Origin of the sequence: Aeromonas sp. 600479, from assembly GCF_049175515.1 — a bacterium.
In the GTDB taxonomy this organism is placed as follows: domain Bacteria; phylum Pseudomonadota; class Gammaproteobacteria; order Enterobacterales; family Aeromonadaceae; genus Aeromonas; species Aeromonas veronii_A.
In genome coordinates this window covers 1-18,673 of record NZ_JAAKVF010000025.1, presented here as the reverse complement: position 1 = coordinate 18,673, position 18,673 = coordinate 1, and the positions used below count along the sequence as shown (strand labels likewise).

Annotated in this window: 14 protein-coding genes; 4 read left to right on the top strand and 10 right to left on the bottom strand. The window is 59.8% G+C overall.

The genetic code is table 11. The annotated features are described in order from the left end of the window. Window positions 1-71: 71 nt before the first annotated feature. The 9 genes from fbaA to G5149_RS19630 all read right to left on the bottom strand — a co-directional run bounded on the left by fbaA (window position 72) and on the right by G5149_RS19630 (window position 11,832). Complete coding sequence (gene fbaA / locus G5149_RS19670) at window positions 72-1,151, bottom strand: class II fructose-bisphosphate aldolase (protein WP_005340963.1); 1,080 nt, start codon at window positions 1,149-1,151, stop codon at window positions 72-74. Between the two features lie 115 nt (window positions 1,152-1,266). After that, window positions 1,267-2,430, bottom strand: a complete 1,164-nt coding sequence (locus G5149_RS19665) for a phosphoglycerate kinase (protein ID WP_120415498.1) — start codon at window positions 2,428-2,430, stop codon at window positions 1,267-1,269. Between the two features lie 61 nt (window positions 2,431-2,491). After that, a complete protein-coding gene (epd, locus tag G5149_RS19660) occupies window positions 2,492-3,502 on the bottom strand; it encodes an erythrose-4-phosphate dehydrogenase (protein WP_139402656.1) in 1,011 nt (336 codons plus the stop codon). Between the two features lie 60 nt (window positions 3,503-3,562). Then, window positions 3,563-4,492 (bottom strand): ROK family protein, encoded by a 930-nt coding sequence (locus G5149_RS19655; protein ID WP_421213433.1) that lies wholly within the window; start codon window positions 4,490-4,492, stop codon window positions 3,563-3,565. 112 nt (window positions 4,493-4,604) lie between these two features. Further along, window positions 4,605-5,672 (bottom strand): uroporphyrinogen decarboxylase, encoded by a 1,068-nt coding sequence (hemE, locus tag G5149_RS19650; protein ID WP_005335440.1) that lies wholly within the window; start codon window positions 5,670-5,672, stop codon window positions 4,605-4,607. 180 nt (window positions 5,673-5,852) lie between these two features. Beyond that, entirely contained in the window at window positions 5,853-6,632 is a 780-nt protein-coding gene (gene nudC, locus G5149_RS19645) for an NAD(+) diphosphatase (RefSeq protein WP_421213431.1), read from the bottom strand. 221 nt (window positions 6,633-6,853) lie between these two features. Continuing rightward, the gene (gene putA, locus G5149_RS19640; protein ID WP_421213430.1) at window positions 6,854-10,018 is read right to left on the bottom strand and encodes a bifunctional proline dehydrogenase/L-glutamate gamma-semialdehyde dehydrogenase PutA; all 3,165 of its coding nucleotides are present in this window, start codon (window positions 10,016-10,018) and stop codon (window positions 6,854-6,856) included. Window positions 10,019-10,331: 313 nt separating this feature from the next. After that, on the bottom strand, window positions 10,332-10,937 hold the full coding sequence (locus G5149_RS19635) for a TIGR04211 family SH3 domain-containing protein (RefSeq protein WP_236348710.1): 606 nt from the start codon (window positions 10,935-10,937) through the stop codon (window positions 10,332-10,334). Window positions 10,938-11,082: 145 nt separating this feature from the next. After that, the gene (locus tag G5149_RS19630; protein WP_005340978.1) at window positions 11,083-11,832 is read right to left on the bottom strand and encodes a potassium channel family protein; all 750 of its coding nucleotides are present in this window, start codon (window positions 11,830-11,832) and stop codon (window positions 11,083-11,085) included. 101 nt (window positions 11,833-11,933) lie between these two features. On the opposite strand from G5149_RS19630, the gene G5149_RS19625 reads away from it, so the two are divergent. Next, window positions 11,934-13,184: a methyl-accepting chemotaxis protein gene (locus G5149_RS19625; protein ID WP_005340980.1), complete on the top strand. Its 1,251-nt coding sequence runs from the start codon at window positions 11,934-11,936 to the stop codon at window positions 13,182-13,184. A gap of 144 nt (window positions 13,185-13,328) precedes the next feature. Here the strand turns inward: G5149_RS19625 and gltX are convergent, their stop codons facing one another. Then, on the bottom strand, window positions 13,329-14,744 hold the full coding sequence (gene gltX / locus G5149_RS19620; protein ID WP_421213427.1) for a glutamate--tRNA ligase: 1,416 nt from the start codon (window positions 14,742-14,744) through the stop codon (window positions 13,329-13,331). 260 nt (window positions 14,745-15,004) lie between these two features. On the opposite strand from gltX, the gene G5149_RS19615 reads away from it, so the two are divergent. The 3 genes from G5149_RS19615 (at window position 15,005) to G5149_RS19605 (ending at window position 18,359) form a co-directional block, all read left to right on the top strand. Then, window positions 15,005-17,107 carry a methyl-accepting chemotaxis protein gene (locus G5149_RS19615; RefSeq protein ID WP_421213425.1) on the top strand — a complete coding sequence of 701 codons (2,103 nt, stop codon included), beginning with the start codon at window positions 15,005-15,007 and terminating at the stop codon, window positions 17,105-17,107. A gap of 99 nt (window positions 17,108-17,206) precedes the next feature. Continuing rightward, window positions 17,207-17,875: a LysM-like peptidoglycan-binding domain-containing protein gene (locus tag G5149_RS19610; RefSeq protein WP_103250429.1), complete on the top strand. Its 669-nt coding sequence runs from the start codon at window positions 17,207-17,209 to the stop codon at window positions 17,873-17,875. Between the two features lie 274 nt (window positions 17,876-18,149). Further along, complete coding sequence (locus G5149_RS19605; protein ID WP_005338972.1) at window positions 18,150-18,359, top strand: cold-shock protein; 210 nt, start codon at window positions 18,150-18,152, stop codon at window positions 18,357-18,359. The last annotated feature ends 314 nt before the right edge of the window (window positions 18,360-18,673 follow it).

The window sequence follows — 18,673 nt, the reverse complement described above, 5'->3', positions numbered from 1 at the left end:
GGTGCGGATCACAGAAATGCAAAAGGCGCCCCGAAGGGCGCCTTTTCATGCAATCAAGGTGCTGTAACGAATTACAGTACGTCGATGGCGTTCAGGTCGGAGAATGCTTTCTCCAGACGAGCGATCATGGAAGTCTGACCTTCACGCAGCCATACGCGCGGATCGTAGTACTTCTTGTTCGGCTTGTCGGCGCCTTCCGGGTTGCCCAGCTGGCCTTGCAGGTAAGCTTCGTTCTTCTTGTAGAAGTTCAGCAGACCTTCCCAGGTTGCCCACTGGGTGTCGGTGTCGATGTTCATCTTCACTACGCCGTAGGAGATGGACTCGCGGATCTCTTCCAGAGTGGAACCTGAACCACCGTGGAATACGAAGTCCAGAGACTTGGCTGGAACGCCAAACTTCTCGGAAACGTACTTCTGGGAAGCGTCCAGGATGGACGGGGTCAGTTTGACGTTACCCGGCTTGTATACACCGTGTACGTTGCCGAAGGAGGCAGCGATGGTGAAACGCGGGCTGATCTTGGACAGACGCTCGTAAGCGTAAGCAACATCTTCCGGCTGGGTGTACAGAGCGGACTGATCCATGTGGCTGTTGTCGACGCCGTCTTCTTCGCCACCGGTGCAACCCAGTTCCAGCTCCAGAGTCATGTTCATCTTGGCCATGCGGGTCAGGTACTCGCAGCAGATGTCGATGTTCTCTTCCAGAGACTCTTCGGACAGATCCAGCATGTGGGAGGAGAACAGCGGCTTGCCGGTTTCAGCAAAGTGCTTCTCGCCCGCTTCCAGCAGACCGTCGATCCACGGCAGCAGCTTCTTGGCAGCGTGGTCGGTGTGCAGGATTACCGGCACGCCGTAGGCTTCGGCAACAGCGTGAACGTGCTTGGCACCGGAGATGGCACCCAGGATGGCAGCTTTCTGACCTTCCAGCTTCAGACCCTTACCGGCGGTGAACACGGCACCACCGTTGGAGAACTGAACGATAACCGGCGCTTTAACCTTGGCGGCAGCTTCCAGTACGGCGTTCACGGAGTCGGTACCAACGCAGTTTACGGCCGGCAGAGCGAAGCCGTTCTCTTTAGCGATGGCGAACACTTTCTGAACGTCATCACCAGTGATCACGCCGGGTTTTACGAAGTCGAAAATTTTCTTAGACATGTTTAATCGTCCTGTCTCGTATGCCGTTAATAAAAAATGGGGGGTTCATCATGAACCGGCACAGCGGGCACATGATAAACGAAACGGGAGGCTTTTGCCCCCCGTTCCGGGTCAATTAGGCTTTGGCGCGCTGTTCCAGAATCTCAACAGCCGGCAGAACCTTGCCTTCTACGAACTCCAGGAAGGCGCCGCCGCCAGTGGAGATGTAGGAGACTTTGTCAGCGATGCCGAACTTGTCGATGGCAGCCAGGGTGTCACCACCGCCAGCGATGGAGAAGGCCGGAGAAGCAGCGATGGCTTCAGCGATAACTTTGGTGCCTTCAGCGAACTGGTCGAACTCGAACACGCCAACCGGGCCGTTCCACAGGATGGTCTTGGCGTTCATGATGATGTCAGCCAGAGCCTTGGCAGAATCCGGGCCGATGTCGAAGATCATGTCGCCGTCGGTCACATCGTTAACAGACTTGATAGTGGCCGGAGTGGACTCGGAGAACTCGGCGCCTACCACCACGTCGGTGGTCACAGGAATGTTGGTCTCGGCAGCCAGTTTCTTGGCGGTGTCGATCAGGTCGTGCTCGCACAGGGACTTGCCGACGTTGTGACCGGCAGCAGCGATGAAGGTGTTGGCGATGCCACCACCGACAACCAGCTGGTCAGCGATTTTGGAGAGGGATTCCAGAACGGTCAGCTTGGTGGAGACCTTGGAGCCGCCAACGATGGCAACCATCGGGCGCTCGGGCTTCAGCATGGCTTTGCCCAGCGCTTCCAGTTCACCCGCCAGCAGCGGGCCGGCACAAGCGACCGGAGCGAACTGAGCCACACCGTAGGTGGAGCCTTCGGCGCGGTGAGCAGTACCGAACGCATCCATTACAAAGACGTCACACAGGGCGGCGTATTTTTTGGCCAGCTCTTCGGTGTTCTTCTTCTCGCCTTTGTTGAAGCGGCAGTTTTCCAGCACAACCAGCTCACCGGCAGCGACTTCTACGCCATCCAGGTAATCCTTGGCCAGGCGAACCGGGCAGGACAGAGCGTCTTTCAGATAGTTGACAACCGGAGCCAGGGAGAATTCTTCGTTGTATTCACCCTCGGTCGGACGACCCAGGTGGGAGGTGATCATCAGCTTGGCGCCTTTTTCCAGAGCCAGCTTGATGGTCGGCAGAGTCGCAACGATACGTGCATCGGAGGTGACCTTGCCGTCTTTTACCGGCACGTTCAGGTCAGCACGGATCAGAACGCGTTTACCCGCCAGATCCAGGTCAGTCATCTTGATAACAGACATATTCAGTCCTCTATATTTTCAGGTAATGTTAAAAACAGTAACCTATTCGCCCGGGGCAGGCTCAGCCTGCGGCCATCATGGCCCGGGTGGTATCCAGCATCCGGTTTGCGAAGCCCCATTCGTTATCGCACCACATCAACATCTTGACGAGGTTGGCATCGCTCACCCGGGTCTGGGTACCATCAATGATGCAGGAGTGTGCATCATGATTGAAGTCTACGGAGACCAAAGGCTCTTCCGTGTAATCCAGAATACCGTGTAATGTACCTCTGGATGCCCGTTGCAGGGCTTGATTTACGTCACTAACTGTCACTTTTTTACGAACAGTAATACTCAGATCCATCGCTGTTACATTGATGGTCGGCACCCGCACCGCGATCGCCTCGAACTTGCCGGCGAAGTGGGGCAGGATACGCTCCAGCCCCTTTGCCAGCTTGGTGTCCACCGGAATGATGGACTGACTGGCAGCGCGGGTTCGGCGCAAGTCACTGTGGTAGGCATCGATGACTTGCTGATCATGCATGGCCGAATGAATTGTCGTAATAGTACCACAATTTATCTCGAATTCTCGATGCAATGTTTCAATCACCGGCACCACGCAGTTGGTGGTACAGGAGGCGTTGGAGACGATCCGCTCCGCTCCGGTGAGGGTATGATGGTTTACCCCGTAGACCACGGTGGCATCCACATCCGCATCCGCCGGGTGGGAGAAGAGCACCTTGCCCGCCCCCGCCGCCAGATGCAGCTCAGCATCGGCCCGCGAGCCAAACACCCCGGTGCAATCGAGCACCACATCGACCCCCAGCGCCCGCCACGGCAGCTTTGACGGATCCCGCTCGGCAAACAGGGAGATGAGATCCTCCCCCACCAGCATGCTGTTGCCCGCCAGTTGCACCGGATGGTGGAAGCGACCGTGACTGGTATCGTAACGGGTCAGGTGCACCATGGCCTCGGGGGCCGCCAGCTCGTTGATGGCGACGATCTTGATGGTCTTGTCGCGCCCGCTTTCATAGAGGGCTCGCAACACGTTGCGACCGATCCGCCCGTAACCATTGATGGCAATCTTGATCATCGAGAATCCGTTTCCTTGAACCAGCAACAGGGCGGCGCACCGGCCCCCCGGGAGACCCGGCTACGACAGCAGGGCCTCCTTGAATTCACCGCGGGCCAGCAGTGCGGCCCCGAATACCCCGGCACTGTCGCCAAGGGCTGGAGCAATAATGGGGGCAGTGAAACGGGGATTAAAGAGGAAGGGCAAAATTGTCTGCCGTCCGGCGCTGTAAAGGCTCTGCACATTGCCCACCCCGCCGCCGATGACGATCACGTCCGGGTCGAGAATGTTGACCACGTCGGCCAGCGCCTGACCAAACAGCAGATGCAGCCGGTCGATGGTGAGCTTGGCCACATGATCGTGGGCGGCGGCAGCAGCGATTTGCGCCAGCGAGAGACGACGCTTGGCCTTGGCCTCGTACCAGACCTCCAGCGCCGGGCCACTGATCAGGGTCTCGACGCAGCCGCGTTTGCCGCAGTAGCACTCGGGACCATCGGGGGAGAGCACGTTGTGGCCCCACTCGCCGGCGATGCCGTGGTGGCCGTTGAGGATCTGGCCGTTGATGACGATGCCGGAGCCGACCCCGGTGCCCATGATGATGCCGAACACCACTTTCGCATCGGGATGGAGCTGACGCACTGCACCGAGATGGGTTTCTGCCAGCGCGAAGCAGTTGGCGTCGTTGGCGATCAGCACCGGCACGCCGAGCTTGCGCTCCAGATCCTCCTTGAACGGCTTGCCATTGAGCTCGGTGGTGTTGCAGTTCTTCATCAGACCGGTCTGCGGATCCCGCGCCCCCGGCGTGCCCATGCCAATGACGGTCGGGCGCTGGCCAATCTTCTCGGCGCACTCAGCTACCAGCTTGGCGATCTGGCCGATCATATGGTCATAACCGCCCGCCCGCTCGGTGGGGATGCGGTGGCGCAGCAGCACCTCGTCGCCATCCAGCACCACGCATTCACACTTGGTACCGCCAAGATCGATACCCCAATCCAGTGACTTGCTGCTCATCTTGCCTCCTGCACGGACGCCACGCGCTCGTCGTCGCAGCGCCATTTTTTAATGTAAAACGGGGCCTGACGGCCCCGGATATCAAACACACTCTTCTTCTCTCACCCCGGCCTTAGCGACCGTGGTACTGGGCGGAGAGCTCGTGTACCGCGTTGACGAACACACCGGCATGTTCCGGGTTCACATCCTGATGGATGCCGTGTCCCAAGTTGAAGACGTGGCCATTGCCGTGACCGAAACCGGCCAGAATGGAGGCGACCTCTTCACGGATGCGAGCCGGGGTAGCGTAGAGCATGGAGGGATCCATGTTGCCCTGCAGCGCCACCTTGTCGCCGACCCGACGCTTGGCGTCGGCAATGTCGGTGGTCCAGTCCAGACCCAGCGCATCGCAACCGGTGGCGGCAATCTGCTCCAGCCACTGACCACCGTTCTTGGTGAACAGGGTGACCGGCACACGGCGACCGTCGTGCTCGCGGATCAGGCCATCGACAATCTTGTGCATGTACTGCAGGGAGAAGTCGCGGTAATCGCGCGGGGTGAGCACGCCGCCCCAGGTGTCGAACACCATGACCGCCTGGGCACCCGCCTTGATCTGGGCGTTGAGATAGGCAATCACGCTGTCGGCCAGCTTGTCGAGCAGCAGGTGCAGGGTTTGCGGCTCTGCGTACATCATCTGCTTGATCTTGGTGAATGCCTTGGAGCTGCCCCCCTCCACCATGTAGGTGGCCAAAGTCCATGGGCTGCCGGAGAAACCGATGAGCGGCACTTCGCCCTTCAGCTCGCGGCGGATGGTGCGCACCGCGTTCATCACGTAGCCCAGCTCATCTTCCGGATCCGGAATGGGCAGCGCCTGCACGTCGGCCATGGAGGTGATCGGACGCTCGAAACGCGGGCCTTCACCCTGCTCGAAGTAGAGACCCAGCCCCATGGCATCGGGCACGGTCAGGATATCGGAGAAGAGGATGGCGGCATCGAGCGGGTAGCGGCGCAGCGGCTGCAGGGTGACTTCACAGGCCAGTTCGGCATTGCGGCACAGGGACATAAAATCCCCCGCCTGGGCGCGAGTCGCCTTGTATTCCGGCAGATAGCGCCCTGCCTGGCGCATCATCCATACCGGCGTCATGTCCACGTCCTGACGCAGCAAAGCACGCAGGTATCGATCGTTCTTCAGCTCTTTCATCCCAGTTCCTGAATTCATATCACGCATAAAATGGCGGTCATAATACCACTTTGCCCAGTCAAGCGGACTGCCCAAAACGTGGCAAATAGGTGATCGGTTGCAAAGATGTGAAGGGGCGCAAACCAGAGCGCCCCGTTTTTAAAAAGAAGTGCAAAAAGGTTGGCGAAAAGATAAGCGCCGTTACCCCTCGCCAGCCAGTGACAACTCGATCAAGCGCCGGGCGATGGTGCCGTGAGGCGGCAAACGCGGCAGCCGGTCGGCGGCAAAGAAAGCGGCGGCCACCAGTTCGTCGTCCTGCACCCTGATCTCGCCGCTCTCGTAGTCGGCGGTAAAGCCCATCATCAGGCTGTGAGGGAAGGGCCAGGGCTGGCTCGCCACATAGCGCACATTGCGCACCCGGACGCCGCTCTCCTCGAACACCTCTCGCGCCACGCACTGCTCGAGGTTCTCCCCCGCCTCCACAAAGCCGGCCAGCACGGTATACATGGGATCGTCCGCCTGATAGTGACGGCGATGGGCTGCCAAGAGGATCTCCGACCCCTTGCGCACCGCCACTATAATGCAGGGGGAGATGCGCGGATAGACGCTGTGGCCGTGGTGGCACACCTGCGCCCACTCCGCCGCCTTCGGGGTCATGGGGGCGCCGCACTCGCCGCAGAAACGGTGGGTGCAGCGGAAGGTAACGAGCTGCCAGGCACGGCCCGCGAGACGAAAGCCCTCTTCGTCCCCCGCCACCATCAGCTGGCGCAGGGGGGCCATCATAGTCGTGTCGGCCTCAGCCCCCAGATCCAGCAGATAGCAGGGCAGCCCCTGCCACTCATCGAAACGCTCGAAATGGGCCTCTGCCAGCGCAGCAGGCAGGCACGCTTTGCTGCCCTGTGGCACCTCTCCCTGCTGATCGAGCAGTACCAGATGATCGCCCCCCAGCACGAACCAGCGGGCTTGTTCGGTTAATGACATCAGATAAACACTCTCGTTAAAACAAAACCCAGGCCACGGCTGGCCGACCAAGGGGCAAACGCCGCGCGAATGGCTCCCATCTTACGACCAGCACGGGTCGCTGACGACCCCGCTGTGGCCGATTGTCCCATTCGTAAAAAACAGATGGCGCAAATAAAGAGGCCGCCCGAAGGCGGCCCGCTGTTATCCGGCATCCACTGTCCGGCCTCTATCGACGCGGTTCAGGCATCGCCCATCGCCAGCAGGGAGGCGTTGCCGCCCACCGCCGTAGTGTTGATGGTGCGGGTCTTCTCGGTAACAAACCGCCCGAGATAGTGGGGGCCACCCGCCTTGGGGCCGGTGCCGGAGAGCCCCTGCCCACCGAACGGCTGCACCCCGACCATGGCGCCGATCTGGTTGCGGTTGATGTAGACGTTACCCACGTTGATGCGGCTCGCCAGCTCCTCGGCGTGGGATTCGTTGCGGCTGTGGATCCCCAGCGTCAGGCCGTAGCCGGTGCCGTTGATGTCGCTGATCACCTTGTCCAGATCCCGGGTGGCGTAGCGCACCACATGCAGGATGGGGCCGAACTGCTCCTTGGCCAGCTCGCGGATGGAACCGATCTCCAGCGCGGTCGGCTGGACGAAGTGCCCTTCCATGGTCGCGGCCGGCATCGGCGCCTGGGCAATCAGGCGAGCACGAGGGATCATGTAGGCGAGGTGGGCATCGAGACCGGATTTGGCATCGGCATCGATCACTGGGCCTACGTCGGTGTTGTGCTCGGCCGGGTTGCCCACTTTCAGCTCCTGCATGGCGCCGGTGAGGATCTCCAGCACCCGCTCGGCAATCTCCTCCTGCAGATAGAGCACCCGCAGGGCCGAGCAGCGCTGACCGGCGCTCTGGAAGGCGGCGCTCACCACGTCGCGCACCACCTGCTCCGGCAGGGCGGTGGAGTCGACGATCATGGCGTTCTGGCCGCCGGTCTCGGCGATAAGCGGCAGGATGGCGCCATCGCGCTTGGCCAGGGTCATGTTGATGAGCTTGGCAGTCTCGGTGGAGCCGGTGAAGCAGACGCCGCCAATGCGCGAGTCCGCAGTCAACTTGGCCCCTACGGTGGCACCGTCACCGGGCAGCAGTTGCAGCACATCGCCCGGAATACCGGCCTGATGGGCCAGCGTCACCGCCAGATGGGCGATAAGGCCGGTCTGCTCCGCCGGTTTGGCGATGACGGTGTTGCCGGTGGCCAGCGCCGCGGCGATTTGGCCGAGGAAGATCGCCAGCGGGAAGTTCCACGGGCTGATGCAGACAAACACCCCGCGCCCCTGCAGGAACAGCTCGTTCTGCTCGCCGGTGTAACCGGGCAGCAGGGTCGCCTGCCCCATCAGGCTGCGGGCCTGCACCGCATAGTAGCGGCAGAAATCGACCGCTTCACGCACCTCGTCGATGCCATCTTGCAGCAGCTTGCCCGCCTCGCGGGTACAGAGGGAGACGAACTGCTCGCGGTTCGCTTCCAGCAGATCTGCCAGCTTCTCCAGCGCGGCGGCCCGCTCGCTCACCGGGGTTTCACGCCAGCGCGGGAAGGCGGCATGAGCAGATGCCAAGGCCTGCTCCACCGCCTGCTCGTCGGCCCAGTGGATCTTGCCGACAGTCAGGCTCACATCCTGCGGACTCAGCACGGTGCGCGCCTCGCTGCGCTTGAGGGTCTCGCCATCGACGATGGGCCCTGCCAGCCACTGCTTGCTCTCCAGCTCTTTCAAGCGGGCGAAGAAGGGGCGCTGGATGGAGAGGATGTTCATGTTGACGCCGCTGGAGTTCTTGCGGTCGGTGAACAGGTTCACCGGCTGCGGAATGCGGTCGTTGGCAAAGCCGGAGTAGCGCTTGAGGGTGCGCAGCGGATGCTCGGCCAGTGAATCGACCGGGGTGTTGGGGTCCACCAGCTTGTGGACGAAGGAGGTGTTGGCCCCGTTCTCCAGCAGGCGGCGCACCAGATAGGGCAGCAGATCCTTGTGCGCGCCGACCGGCGCATAGATGCGGCAGTGCAGGCCGGGATTGTCGTTTAGCACGGCGTTGTGCAGCTCCTCCCCCATACCGTGCAGGCGCTGGAATTCAAACTGGCGATCGCCAGCCATCTCCAGAATGCTGACCACAGTATTGGCGTTATGGGTGGCGAACTGGGGAGCGATAAAGCCGCGAGTCGGCTCGCTCAGCAGGTAGCGGGCGCAGGCGAGGTAGGAGATATCGGTACCCGCCTTGCGAGTAAAGAGCGGGTAGCCGGGCAGGCCCGCCTGCTGGGCATATTTCAGTTCGCTGTCCCAGTAGGCGCCTTTTACCAGTCGCACCGGAATGAGGTCACCCTGCTCGCGGGCCAGGGCGGTGAGCCAGCAAAGTACCGGCAGCGCACGCTTGGAGTAGGCCTGCACCACCATGCCGAGCTTGCCCCAGCCACGGTTGGCGTCGGAGCGGTAGAGCTGCTCGAACAAGTCCAGCGACAGCTCGAGGCGGTCCATCTCCTCGGCATCGATGCTGATGGCCACATCCTTGTCGCGGGCCAGACGCACCAGCCCCACCAGCCGCTCGCACATCTCGCCGAGCACCCGCTCGCGGTTGGCCACGTCATAGCGCGGATGGAGCGCCGACAGCTTGATGGAGATGGAGGGGGCCGGGCCGCCGTCGCTGATCCGTTCGTTGCCCACCGCCTCGATGGCGTTGCGATAATCGGTCAGATACTTGTCGGCATCCTGCATAGTCAGCGCCGACTCACCCAGCATGTCGTAGGTGTGGGTGTAGCCCAGCTCGCGGGATTTGCGGCTCGCCTTGAGCGCCTCTTTCATGTCGCGCCCCAGCACGAACTGCTTGCCCATGATCTTCATGGCGGCGTACATGGCGGAGCGCACCACCGGCTCCCCCAGCTTGTTGACCATGCGCCCCAGCAGGTTGGCCGGGTTGCCGTCGAGCTTCTTGTCGAGCTTGATGATCTTGCCGGTCAGCATCAGCCCCCAGGTGGAGGCGTTGACCAGAGTGGAGTCGCTCTTGCGGAAATGGGAGGACCAGTTGGCGCCGGAGAGCTTGTCCTTGATCAGGGCATCGGCGGTCTCGGCATCGGGAATGCGCAGCAGCGCCTCGGCCAGACACATCAGGATGATCCCCTCCTGGGTATCGAGACTGTACTCCTGCAGGAAGGCGTCGATACCGTCACCGGAGCCGCTCTCCTTGCGCACCTTGGTCACCAGAGTACGGGCACGCTGGGTCACCTGCTCCAGCGAGGCGCCATCCCCCGGCAGCATGGCCGACAGTTCGGCCAGATAAGCATTTTCATCCACCACGTAGTTCTGGGTGATGGCTTCGCGCAGGGCGGCCAGATCAGAGGGGATATAGTCAGCGGCAAGCACTTGAGTAGCTTTGAACATATGGGGTCTTCCTGTACGCCCTAGGGCTGATATCGACAAAGGCGGACGCGCCGCCGAAACGCCGATAATGTATACAATGTTGCACCCTATATGAAATGAATTTGTTGCCACTCTTTAACAAAGATCGCTCATTCACCCCATTAATTCCCTTTTGAAGCCAATACGTCAGCAAGCGTGAGGGTCATCTGACTTCATTTTGTATACGATCTGCCACCACCCTGTCGCAAAGCAGCCACGCATTCCGCCCAATGCGCCCCAAAAAAGAAGGGCCGCCACGGCGACCCTTCTCAGCAATTCATTCAGCCAGAGGCTGTCAGTTCATCCAGCGATCGCCACGGCTGCGACGACGGGGCAGCATGGGCAGCAGGATGCCAAGCAGAATACCGGCCCCCACCATGGCACCACCACGGATAAACCAGTCCATTTGCATGTCGTGCTCCTGGTTGTCGTAGCTTTGGGTCAGGGCATCATTCTGCTCTTTGAGATTGCTCATCTCCTCACCCTGACTGACCAGCTGGGCCTTGAGAGCGGCGATCTCCTTGCTCTGGGCAGCGATCTGGCCATCCTTCTCGGTGAAGCGTTTTTCGTTGTCACCGTTGAGATTTTGCAGGCGCGCCTTGAGCTCATCCCGCTCCTTTTCTACCTGAGGGAGCCGCTCGCGCAAGCTGGGCTCACTCTGCAGTTCATTGCTTTTTATCCACCCTTCGCGACCACGCCCGTCCACCACCTGGGTGAATCCGGCATCGCCGTTCACCGCCTTCACCTCCAGCGGTTCACCAGCCTTGACGCTACCGAGAATCCGGTACTGGGTACCCGGACCATTGTGGATATAGGTAAAGATGTTGTCTGAAACATAACGTGTGTCGGCCAGTGCCTGTTGGGCACACAAGCAGATCAAAATCCCGAGAAGGGCGCGCATGGTCGATCGGTTCTCTTTTTCTGGTTTGGACAAGAGGTTGAATGTTAAGCCGCCAGCAGGTTAAAGGACAAGCAAAGAAAAATCTGCGCCCCCAGATAAATAGCACAGAGTGGCGAGCTACCTCGCCACTTGCCCACCCGCACCCTCACTTGCTTTTTAACTCCCGCACCTCGCTGCGCAGGGCGCGGATCTCCCGCAGCAACTCCTCTTGCTGGTTGTTGTAGTGATGACGCCACTTGTCGGTTTCGCTCTCCTTGGCCGGTTGCAAAAAGATGCTGGCCATAAAACCACTGATGGCACCAAACAGACCGACCCCGAACAGGATCAGCAGGCTGGCAACAAAACGCCCTTCCTCTGTTTTGGGCACCAGATCCCCGTAACCGACTGTGGAGAGGGTCACCAGCGTCCACCAGAATGCGTCATAAGGTGTCTCAATCTGGCTGCCGGGCTGACCAGACTCAATCCAGTACATGACACCGGATCCCAACCCCAGCAGCAGGAAAAAGAGGAACAGGATGCCGGAGAGGGTTGTCTCGTTTCGCTCGCGACGGAACATGGCCCAGAGATCCGGGTTCTCCTTGAACAGTTGATAGACCCGCCAAAGCTGCAGCAAACGGGCCCAACGCAGCTGCTCCACCATCGGCAAACTGCCTGGTAGATAGATCCAGTTGGTCTTGAAGAAGGATTTTCGATCAGGGGCCCGAAGCCAACCATAAGCGAAATGGGCAAGGAAGAAGTAACAGATCAGGCTGTCCAGGTCATAGAAGAGCTGCAGGGTTTGGGGAGTGAGGGTTGCCTGCCCCCACCAGCGGGCCGTCACCAGCACAACCGAGATAATCGACAGAAATGCCATCAGCAGATCCATCGCCCGCAGATGAGTTAAGTGATGTCGCATACATTTTCCAACTTTAAGCACAGTGCAAATTAATAAAAGAGAAGATAATGCCGATAGTCCTGAGGGCAAAGGAAAAAGCGATTTTCAAAGGAGATTTCACGATGCAGTTAAACCTGCTAGAGAAGCGGATGAGCAACATTCGGCTGGTGCCAAAAGTAGTGTTGCTGATGGTGTTCAGTACCATTTTGCTACTGACCAAACTCTGGTTTGATGCCAACAATCTGGAGTCAACTCTGCTCAGCGAAGGGCTTGATCCCGCCAAGGCAGATGCGATCTCCAATCGCTTGCTCTGGACCGGCCTGATGGAGACCACCATCATGGGGCTGCTGTTCGTAATCCTGCTGCTCACCGGCTCTCGCCTGATGGTCAAGCAGGTGCACTATCTGGTGGGCCTGCTGGAGCGCTTCGCCAAGCGGGACCTCAGCCACAAAGTACTGCTCAAGTCTCGTGACGAGTTCGGTGATATCGCCAAGGCGGTCTCCCACTCGCAGGAAAACCTCAAAGCAGTGTTTGGCAACCAGCGCGCCGCCTGCAAGGAGCTCAACGACATCGCCTCTCAGGTCACTCTCTGCATGGAAGAGGCCAACGAAGCGATCAACGAAGAGTTCACCCAGATTGAGCAACTGGCAAGCGCCATGAGCCAGATGGTCGGCGCCATTCGCGAAGTGGCCACCCATGCGGATCAAGCCTCTCACGCCACCGCCGAAACCAGCCAGCTGGCCGAGGAGGGGAGCCGCTGCGTTACCGAGACCGTCAACACCATCGACACCCTCTCCGGCAATATCCAGCGCTCCGCTACCGTGGTCAATCAGGTGGAGCAAGGGGTCGAGCGCATTGGCTCGGTAGTCGACACCATTCGCGGCATCTCGGAGCAGACCAACCTGCTGGCACTGAACGCCGCCATCGAAGCGGCCCGCGCCGGTGAAGCGGGTCGTGGCTTTGCCGTAGTGGCCTCCGAGGTGCGCGAGCTGGCTAACCGCGCCCAGGCCGCCACCGTCGAGATCCAGAAGATGATCGAACAACTGCAGGGCAATGCAGCTCAGGCCGCCGAACTGATGGCCCATAGCGTGCGCCAGGCCGACAAAGGAGTGGAACAGGTGACCCAGGCCGGTACCCAGCTCGCCACCATAGTGCAGCGGGTACAGGGTGTCGCCGACATGAACCGCCACATCGCCGCCGCCTCCGAGCAGCAGAGCTCGGTCGCCGAAGAGATGCGCGGCAATCTGGAGCAGGTCAGGCAGATCGCTGAAGGCTCCGTCGTGGTACTGCGCGAACTGCAAGAAGCCTCCGAGCTGGTCGAACAACACAGCAAGGAGCTCGACAGCCAGATCCAGTCCTTCAAGCTGGCCTGACAGCTCGTCCAGGTCAGGCATGACCACCATGGTGCCCCACCGCAGCTCCCGGCCATAAAAAAATCCGAAACCAGTGGTTTCGGATTTTTGCTATTCAGCATGTGGCAGAACGGGGGCTCCCCTCGCCTGCTATATCGGCAGCACTTACTCGGCAGCCATACGGGCTTCAATGTAAGCGAGAGCTCGGTCGATACGTGCGAGAACACGCTCTTTGCCAACCAGCGCCATCACGGCGTCGATGGCAGGAGATTGACCCAGACCGGTGACAGCCACGCGCAGCGGCATGCCGACCTTGCCCATGCCCTGACCCAGTTCGGCGGCAGTCGCTTCAATCAGCTCGTGCAGCGCTTCGGTAGTCCAGCTATCCAGTGAAGCCAGCTTGGTCTTGGCCAGAGCCAGCGGCTCGGCAGCCACACCACGCAGGTGCTTCTTGGCGGCCGCTTCGTCGATCGCCTCAAAATCTTCGAACAGGTAGCGGCTCTGGGCGGCCATCTCGACCAGGGTGTTGCAGCGCTCGGCCAGCAGGGTGACCACGTCGGCCAGCGCCGGGCCATTGCTGGTGTCGATCTTCTGGTTTTCCATGTGCCATGCCAGATGCTTGGCAACATAAGTCGGATCCAGGCTGCGCATGTAGTGGTTGTTCAGCCACAGCAGTTTGTCGGTGTTGAAGGCAGAGGCAGACTTGGAGATGGCATCCAGGCTGAACAGCTTGATCATCTCTTCCAGGCTGAAGATCTCCTGATCGCCGTGGGACCAGCCCAAACGCACCAGATAGTTCAGCAGCGCTTCCGGCAGGTAGCCGTCATCGCGGTACTGCATCACGGAGACTGCACCATGGCGCTTGGAGAGCTTGGCACCGTCGTCACCCAGGATCATGGATACGTGGGCAAATTCCGGTACCGGCGCGTTCAGCGCCTTATAGATGTTGATCTGGCGCGGGGTGTTGTTGATGTGGTCTTCGCCACGTACCACGTGGGTGATCTCCATATCCCAGTCATCGACCACTACGCAGAAGTTGTAGGTCGGCGCGCCGTCGGTACGGCGGATGATCAGATCGTCCAGCTCGGTGTTGGCGAACTCGATGCGGCCACGGACGTGGTCATCGAACACCACGGAACCTTCGGTCGGGTTGCGGAAGCGAATCACGTGCGGCGCATCGGCCGGGTGATCGTGGGCATGATCGCGGCACTTGCCGTCATAACGGGGCTTCTCGCCGTTGGCCATCTGGCCTTCGCGCAGCGCTTCCAGACGCTCTTTGGAGCAGTAGCACTTGTAGGCGCGGCCATCGGCCAGCATCTCGTCGATCAGCGCGTTGTAGCGATCGAAGCGCTTGGTTTGGTAGTAGGGGCCCTCATCCCAGTTCAGCTCCAGCCATTCCATGCCCTCAATGATGGCGTCGATCGCCTCCTGAGTGGAACGTTCCAGGTCGGTATCCTCAATACGCAGCACGAACTCACCGCCCTGGTTCTTTGCAAACAACCAGGAATAGAGTGCGGTACGGGCACCGCCGACATGCAAAAAGCCGGTCGGGCTGGGAGCAAAACGGGTTTTGACTTTCATCTTTAAGCCTTGTGTAGAGGGCCTTGGGCCAATTCGTTAGAAAAAACCGTCGCATTTTAGCACCGACAAAGACGGATGGGAAAACCATGAAGTGGCAACAGGGCCTGGTAGCGGGGAAAATTTGACCCTTCTCACCTGCCCATCAATCTTTGAAGGGGATCGCAAAACAAAATCCCCATTTCCGATTTGCTATGGGAAGTGTTGGAGAGCTGCCTCCTCCGGCCGATATCCAAATAACGCTCACCAACAAGGAAGAGACGATGCAGTTCCGTTCGATCCAAAACCGCATTCTAGTGATGGCCGGGATTGCCATGACCACCGCCCTGGTCATCCTGATCCTGCTCAACCAATACTCCGGCCAACAGACCCAACAACTGACCATCAGCTCCAGCCGTGAAGCGCTGCAGCAGGAGGCTTGGCAGAAGGTCAGCGCCAATGCCCGCGCCGAGGCGGCCACCATCACCCAACTGCTGCAAAAGGGGCTCTCCTATACCCAACAGATGGCCAGCGCCCTCGCCCTGCAACAGCAGGGCAAACTGCCGCTGGATCGCCAGCAGGCCACCGACCTGCTCAAGGCACAACTGGCGCTGGAGCCGCAACTCTATGGCGCCTTTGCCGGCTTTGAGCCCAACGGTTTCGACGGTCAGGATGCCGCCTTCGTCGGGCAGAGTACGCTGGGCAGTGACGACAAGGGGCGCTTCGTGCCCTACTTCTATCGCGACAAGGATCAAATCGGTACCGATCTGCTGCTCTCCATCGACAAGACCGACCCGGACGAATTCGGCAATCCCGCCAACGACTACTACGCCTGCCCGAAACGGGAAGGGCGCTCTTGTCTGATCGATCCCTTCAAGGTGGATATCAACGGTCAGCAGGTGCTGGTGAGCACTATCACCACCCCCATCATGGTGGATGGTCAGTTCAAGGGGATCGCAGCGCTGGATCTGGCGGTGGACTCCATCAGTCGTCAGGCCAAGAGCCTCAACAGCAATATCTATGATGGCCAGGGGGAGACCCTGATCGTCAGCGCCGCCGGTGTCATCACCGGCACCAGCGGTGATGCCAGCCAGCTCGGCAGCAGCGCAAGTAAGGTGCTGGGCAACCAGTGGCAGCAGTACCTGAAACCGGAAGTGCAGCGTCAGGAGCTGGACGAGTCATTCCGTATTTCCGTCCCCATCATGGTGCCGGGAATGAGCCGCAACTGGGCCATCATCGTCACCCTGCCCTACAAGGTGGTACTGGCGGGGGCCGATCAACTGGAAAGCCAGCTGAGCGACATGAACCAGGCAGCCATGACCCAGCAATTGGTGGGTGCCGTTATCGTACTGGTGCTGGCGCTGGCCACCATGCTGGTGATTGCCCGCAGCATCACCGGCCCTATCCGTCAGATGGTCAGCCTGGTGGATGACATCGCCGATGGTGAAGGGGACCTCACCAAACGCCTCACGACCCGATCTGTCGATGAGCTGGGGGATCTCGCCAAGGGGATCAACCGCTTTATCGACAAGCTGCAAGGGCTGCTCGGGGATGTGCTCAAGACTGCCAGCGAGGTGAACCGTTATGCCGGTGATACCGACCGCATCGCCGGTCAGACCGACAACAACCTGCAGCACCATCAAGCGGAGATGGAGCAGATGCTGACCGCGGTACAGGAGATGTCCTACGTCAGTCAGGAGGTCGCCACCCACGCCAACAATACCGCCGACTCGGCCAAACAGGCGCAAAGCGCTGCCGATCAAGGCAAGGAGCGCTTCCAGCAGGTGATCCAGTCGATGCACAAGGTCGCGGCAGAAGCCGGTAAAGGGGCCGAAGTGGTGGAAGGGCTGGCTCACGACAGCGCCCAGATCACCAGCATCCTCACCGTCATTCAGGGGATTGCCGACCAGACCAACCTGCTGGCCCTCAACGCCGCCATCGAGGCTGCACGGGCTGGCGAGCAGGGCCGCGGCTTTGCGGTGGTGGCCGACGAGGTGCGCAAACTGGCGGGCAACACCCAGCAGGCGGTGCAGAACACCCAGGAGTTGATCGAGAAGATCCGCCTCAGCTCCACCAATGCAGTCAACGCCATCACCCAGAGCCAGCAGCTGACCCATCAGGCGGTGGGCGAAGCGGATCTGGCGGAAGAGGCGCTCGGCAGCATCTACCAGGCCATCTCCACCATCAACGACATGACCTATCAGATCGCTTCCGCCGCCGAAGAGCAGAGCTCGGTCTCAGAAACCGTCTCCGGCAACCTGTCAAAAACCAACGCACTGGCCAACGACATTGCTCAGGATGCGACCGAAACGGCCAAAGCCAGTCAGGCTTTGCGTCAGGCTGCCGACAAATTGCAGCAATTATTGGGTCAATTTCGTCTCAGCTGATAATTTTCCGCCTCAGGACTCTCCCCCTCGGGGGCGAGTCCGTTTACCATAGGCGACGAATTTGCCTGATGGCAGGCAATGTAGTGAGAGGTAAATGCCGTGCCCACCCCGGACCGTCGCCCACGAGGCCATAACAGACGAGCCCAGCAGCGTCGCCAAGACGAATCACAAGGATCCCTGCTCCATCGCATCAATGCCGCGACCCTGTCCCTGCGCCAACGTTTTGGCCAAGGGATGAGCAACCTCGGCCAACGCCGCCAGGATGCCAAAGCAGGCAAATTCAAGCTGTCCAGCCCGCTGCCCCGCAAAAACACCATAGGTCTGCTGATCCTGATCCCGCTCTGGTTGCTGGTGCTGGCTTGGGAGCCAGCGCCATCCGCCCCCAAAGCCGCCCCTTCCGGCTCGCTGGAAGTGCCGCTGGCCGTGCCTGCTCAAGCTCTAACTGTCGGTAATGGCGCGGCAGGCAGTGCGCCCGCGGCAGCCAAGCCGGTCGAAGAGAAGGTTAACGGCACCTGGCTGCAACACGATGTGCAGGCGGGTGAGACCCTCTACTCCATCTGGCGTAAATTCGAGTTGCCGGGTGCCGAGCTGAGCCGCCTGATCGCCATCGAGGGGCCGGATCGTCCCCTGACCCGCCTGCAATCGGGCCGTTCTATCTTCATCCTGGTGGACGACACCCGCCGCATCCAGCGGGTGGAGATCCGCTCCTACGGTCAGGCGGTTTACCGCTACGACCGGCAGGGCGAAGGGTTCGCCCTCAAGGAATAACAAAAACGGGAGGCGCTGGCCTCCCGTTTTTTTCAGCCAAATATCTTCAAATAAGCTACTGACTTCACAATATTTTTAGCTTGTTCAAAAAACGAAAGGGGTCAAATTGACAAGGATCGGCGCTAACGTACAATCGTTTGTGCTTTAGACAGGGATTGTTCTACGTGCTACTGGGACAAAGAGACGTGGTCAGTCATGAGCCAACCCCTGCTTGCAAGGCAAATGCAGCCCAGCACGGGCTTAGTTTCATTTTGTTATTGATAGGATTTAGCACATGTCTGACATTCGCACCGGCCAGGTAAAATGGTTCAACGAAACCAAGGGTTTTGGCTTTATTGAACAATCCCAGGGTCCGGACGTATTCGTTCACTTCTCCTCCATCCAGAGCACCGGTTTCAAAACCCTGGCTGAAGGTCAAAAAGTCCAGTTCACTGTGACCCAGGGTAAAAAAGGCCCTCAGGCTGAAAACGTTACTCTGGTTTAAGCCCGCGCCAGTGAATCATGCAGGAGGAGCCAAGGCCCCTCCTCTTTTTTGCCCGCAATTCTCGCCCCCCACCACCTGTCACAACCGCTTGCCTCGTACAATCCGCACCATGAGCCCACATCCCCTTCCTGTTGGCAGGAGGTGGTAGAGACGCGCCTAGTAAACGCCAGATACGACAAAGCATCGCAACGCGATGTGAAGGGCAATTCAAAGGGATTATGAAAACTTCGAAGAGAGATTGGAGCGGGAAACGAGACTCGAACTCGCGACCCCGACCTTGGCAAGGTCGTGCTCTACCAACTGAGCTATTCCCG

Excerpts from the sequence above, each read along its gene's own strand:
- G5149_RS19605 (WP_005338972.1), top strand. The coding sequence starts at position 18,150 with ATGTCTGACATTCGCACCGGCCAGGTAAAATGGTTCAACGAAACCAAG.
- G5149_RS19665 (WP_120415498.1), bottom strand. The coding sequence starts at position 2,430 with ATGTCTGTTATCAAGATGACTGACCTGGATCTGGCGGGTAAACGCGTT.
- epd (WP_139402656.1), bottom strand. The coding sequence starts at position 3,502 with ATGATCAAGATTGCCATCAATGGTTACGGGCGGATCGGTCGCAACGTG.
- G5149_RS19630 (WP_005340978.1), bottom strand. The coding sequence starts at position 11,832 with ATGCGACATCACTTAACTCATCTGCGGGCGATGGATCTGCTGATGGCA.
- hemE (WP_005335440.1), bottom strand. The coding sequence starts at position 5,672 with ATGAAAGAGCTGAAGAACGATCGATACCTGCGTGCTTTGCTGCGTCAG.
- fbaA (WP_005340963.1), bottom strand. The coding sequence starts at position 1,151 with ATGTCTAAGAAAATTTTCGACTTCGTAAAACCCGGCGTGATCACTGGT.
- nudC (WP_421213431.1), bottom strand. The coding sequence starts at position 6,632 with ATGTCATTAACCGAACAAGCCCGCTGGTTCGTGCTGGGGGGCGATCAT.
- G5149_RS19615 (WP_421213425.1), top strand. The coding sequence starts at position 15,005 with ATGCAGTTCCGTTCGATCCAAAACCGCATTCTAGTGATGGCCGGGATT.
- G5149_RS19655 (WP_421213433.1), bottom strand. The coding sequence starts at position 4,492 with ATGAGCAGCAAGTCACTGGATTGGGGTATCGATCTTGGCGGTACCAAG.
- G5149_RS19635 (WP_236348710.1), bottom strand. The coding sequence starts at position 10,937 with ATGCGCGCCCTTCTCGGGATTTTGATCTGCTTGTGTGCCCAACAGGCA.
- gltX (WP_421213427.1), bottom strand. The coding sequence starts at position 14,744 with ATGAAAGTCAAAACCCGTTTTGCTCCCAGCCCGACCGGCTTTTTGCAT.
- putA (WP_421213430.1), bottom strand. The coding sequence starts at position 10,018 with ATGTTCAAAGCTACTCAAGTGCTTGCCGCTGACTATATCCCCTCTGAT.
- G5149_RS19625 (WP_005340980.1), top strand. The coding sequence starts at position 11,934 with ATGCAGTTAAACCTGCTAGAGAAGCGGATGAGCAACATTCGGCTGGTG.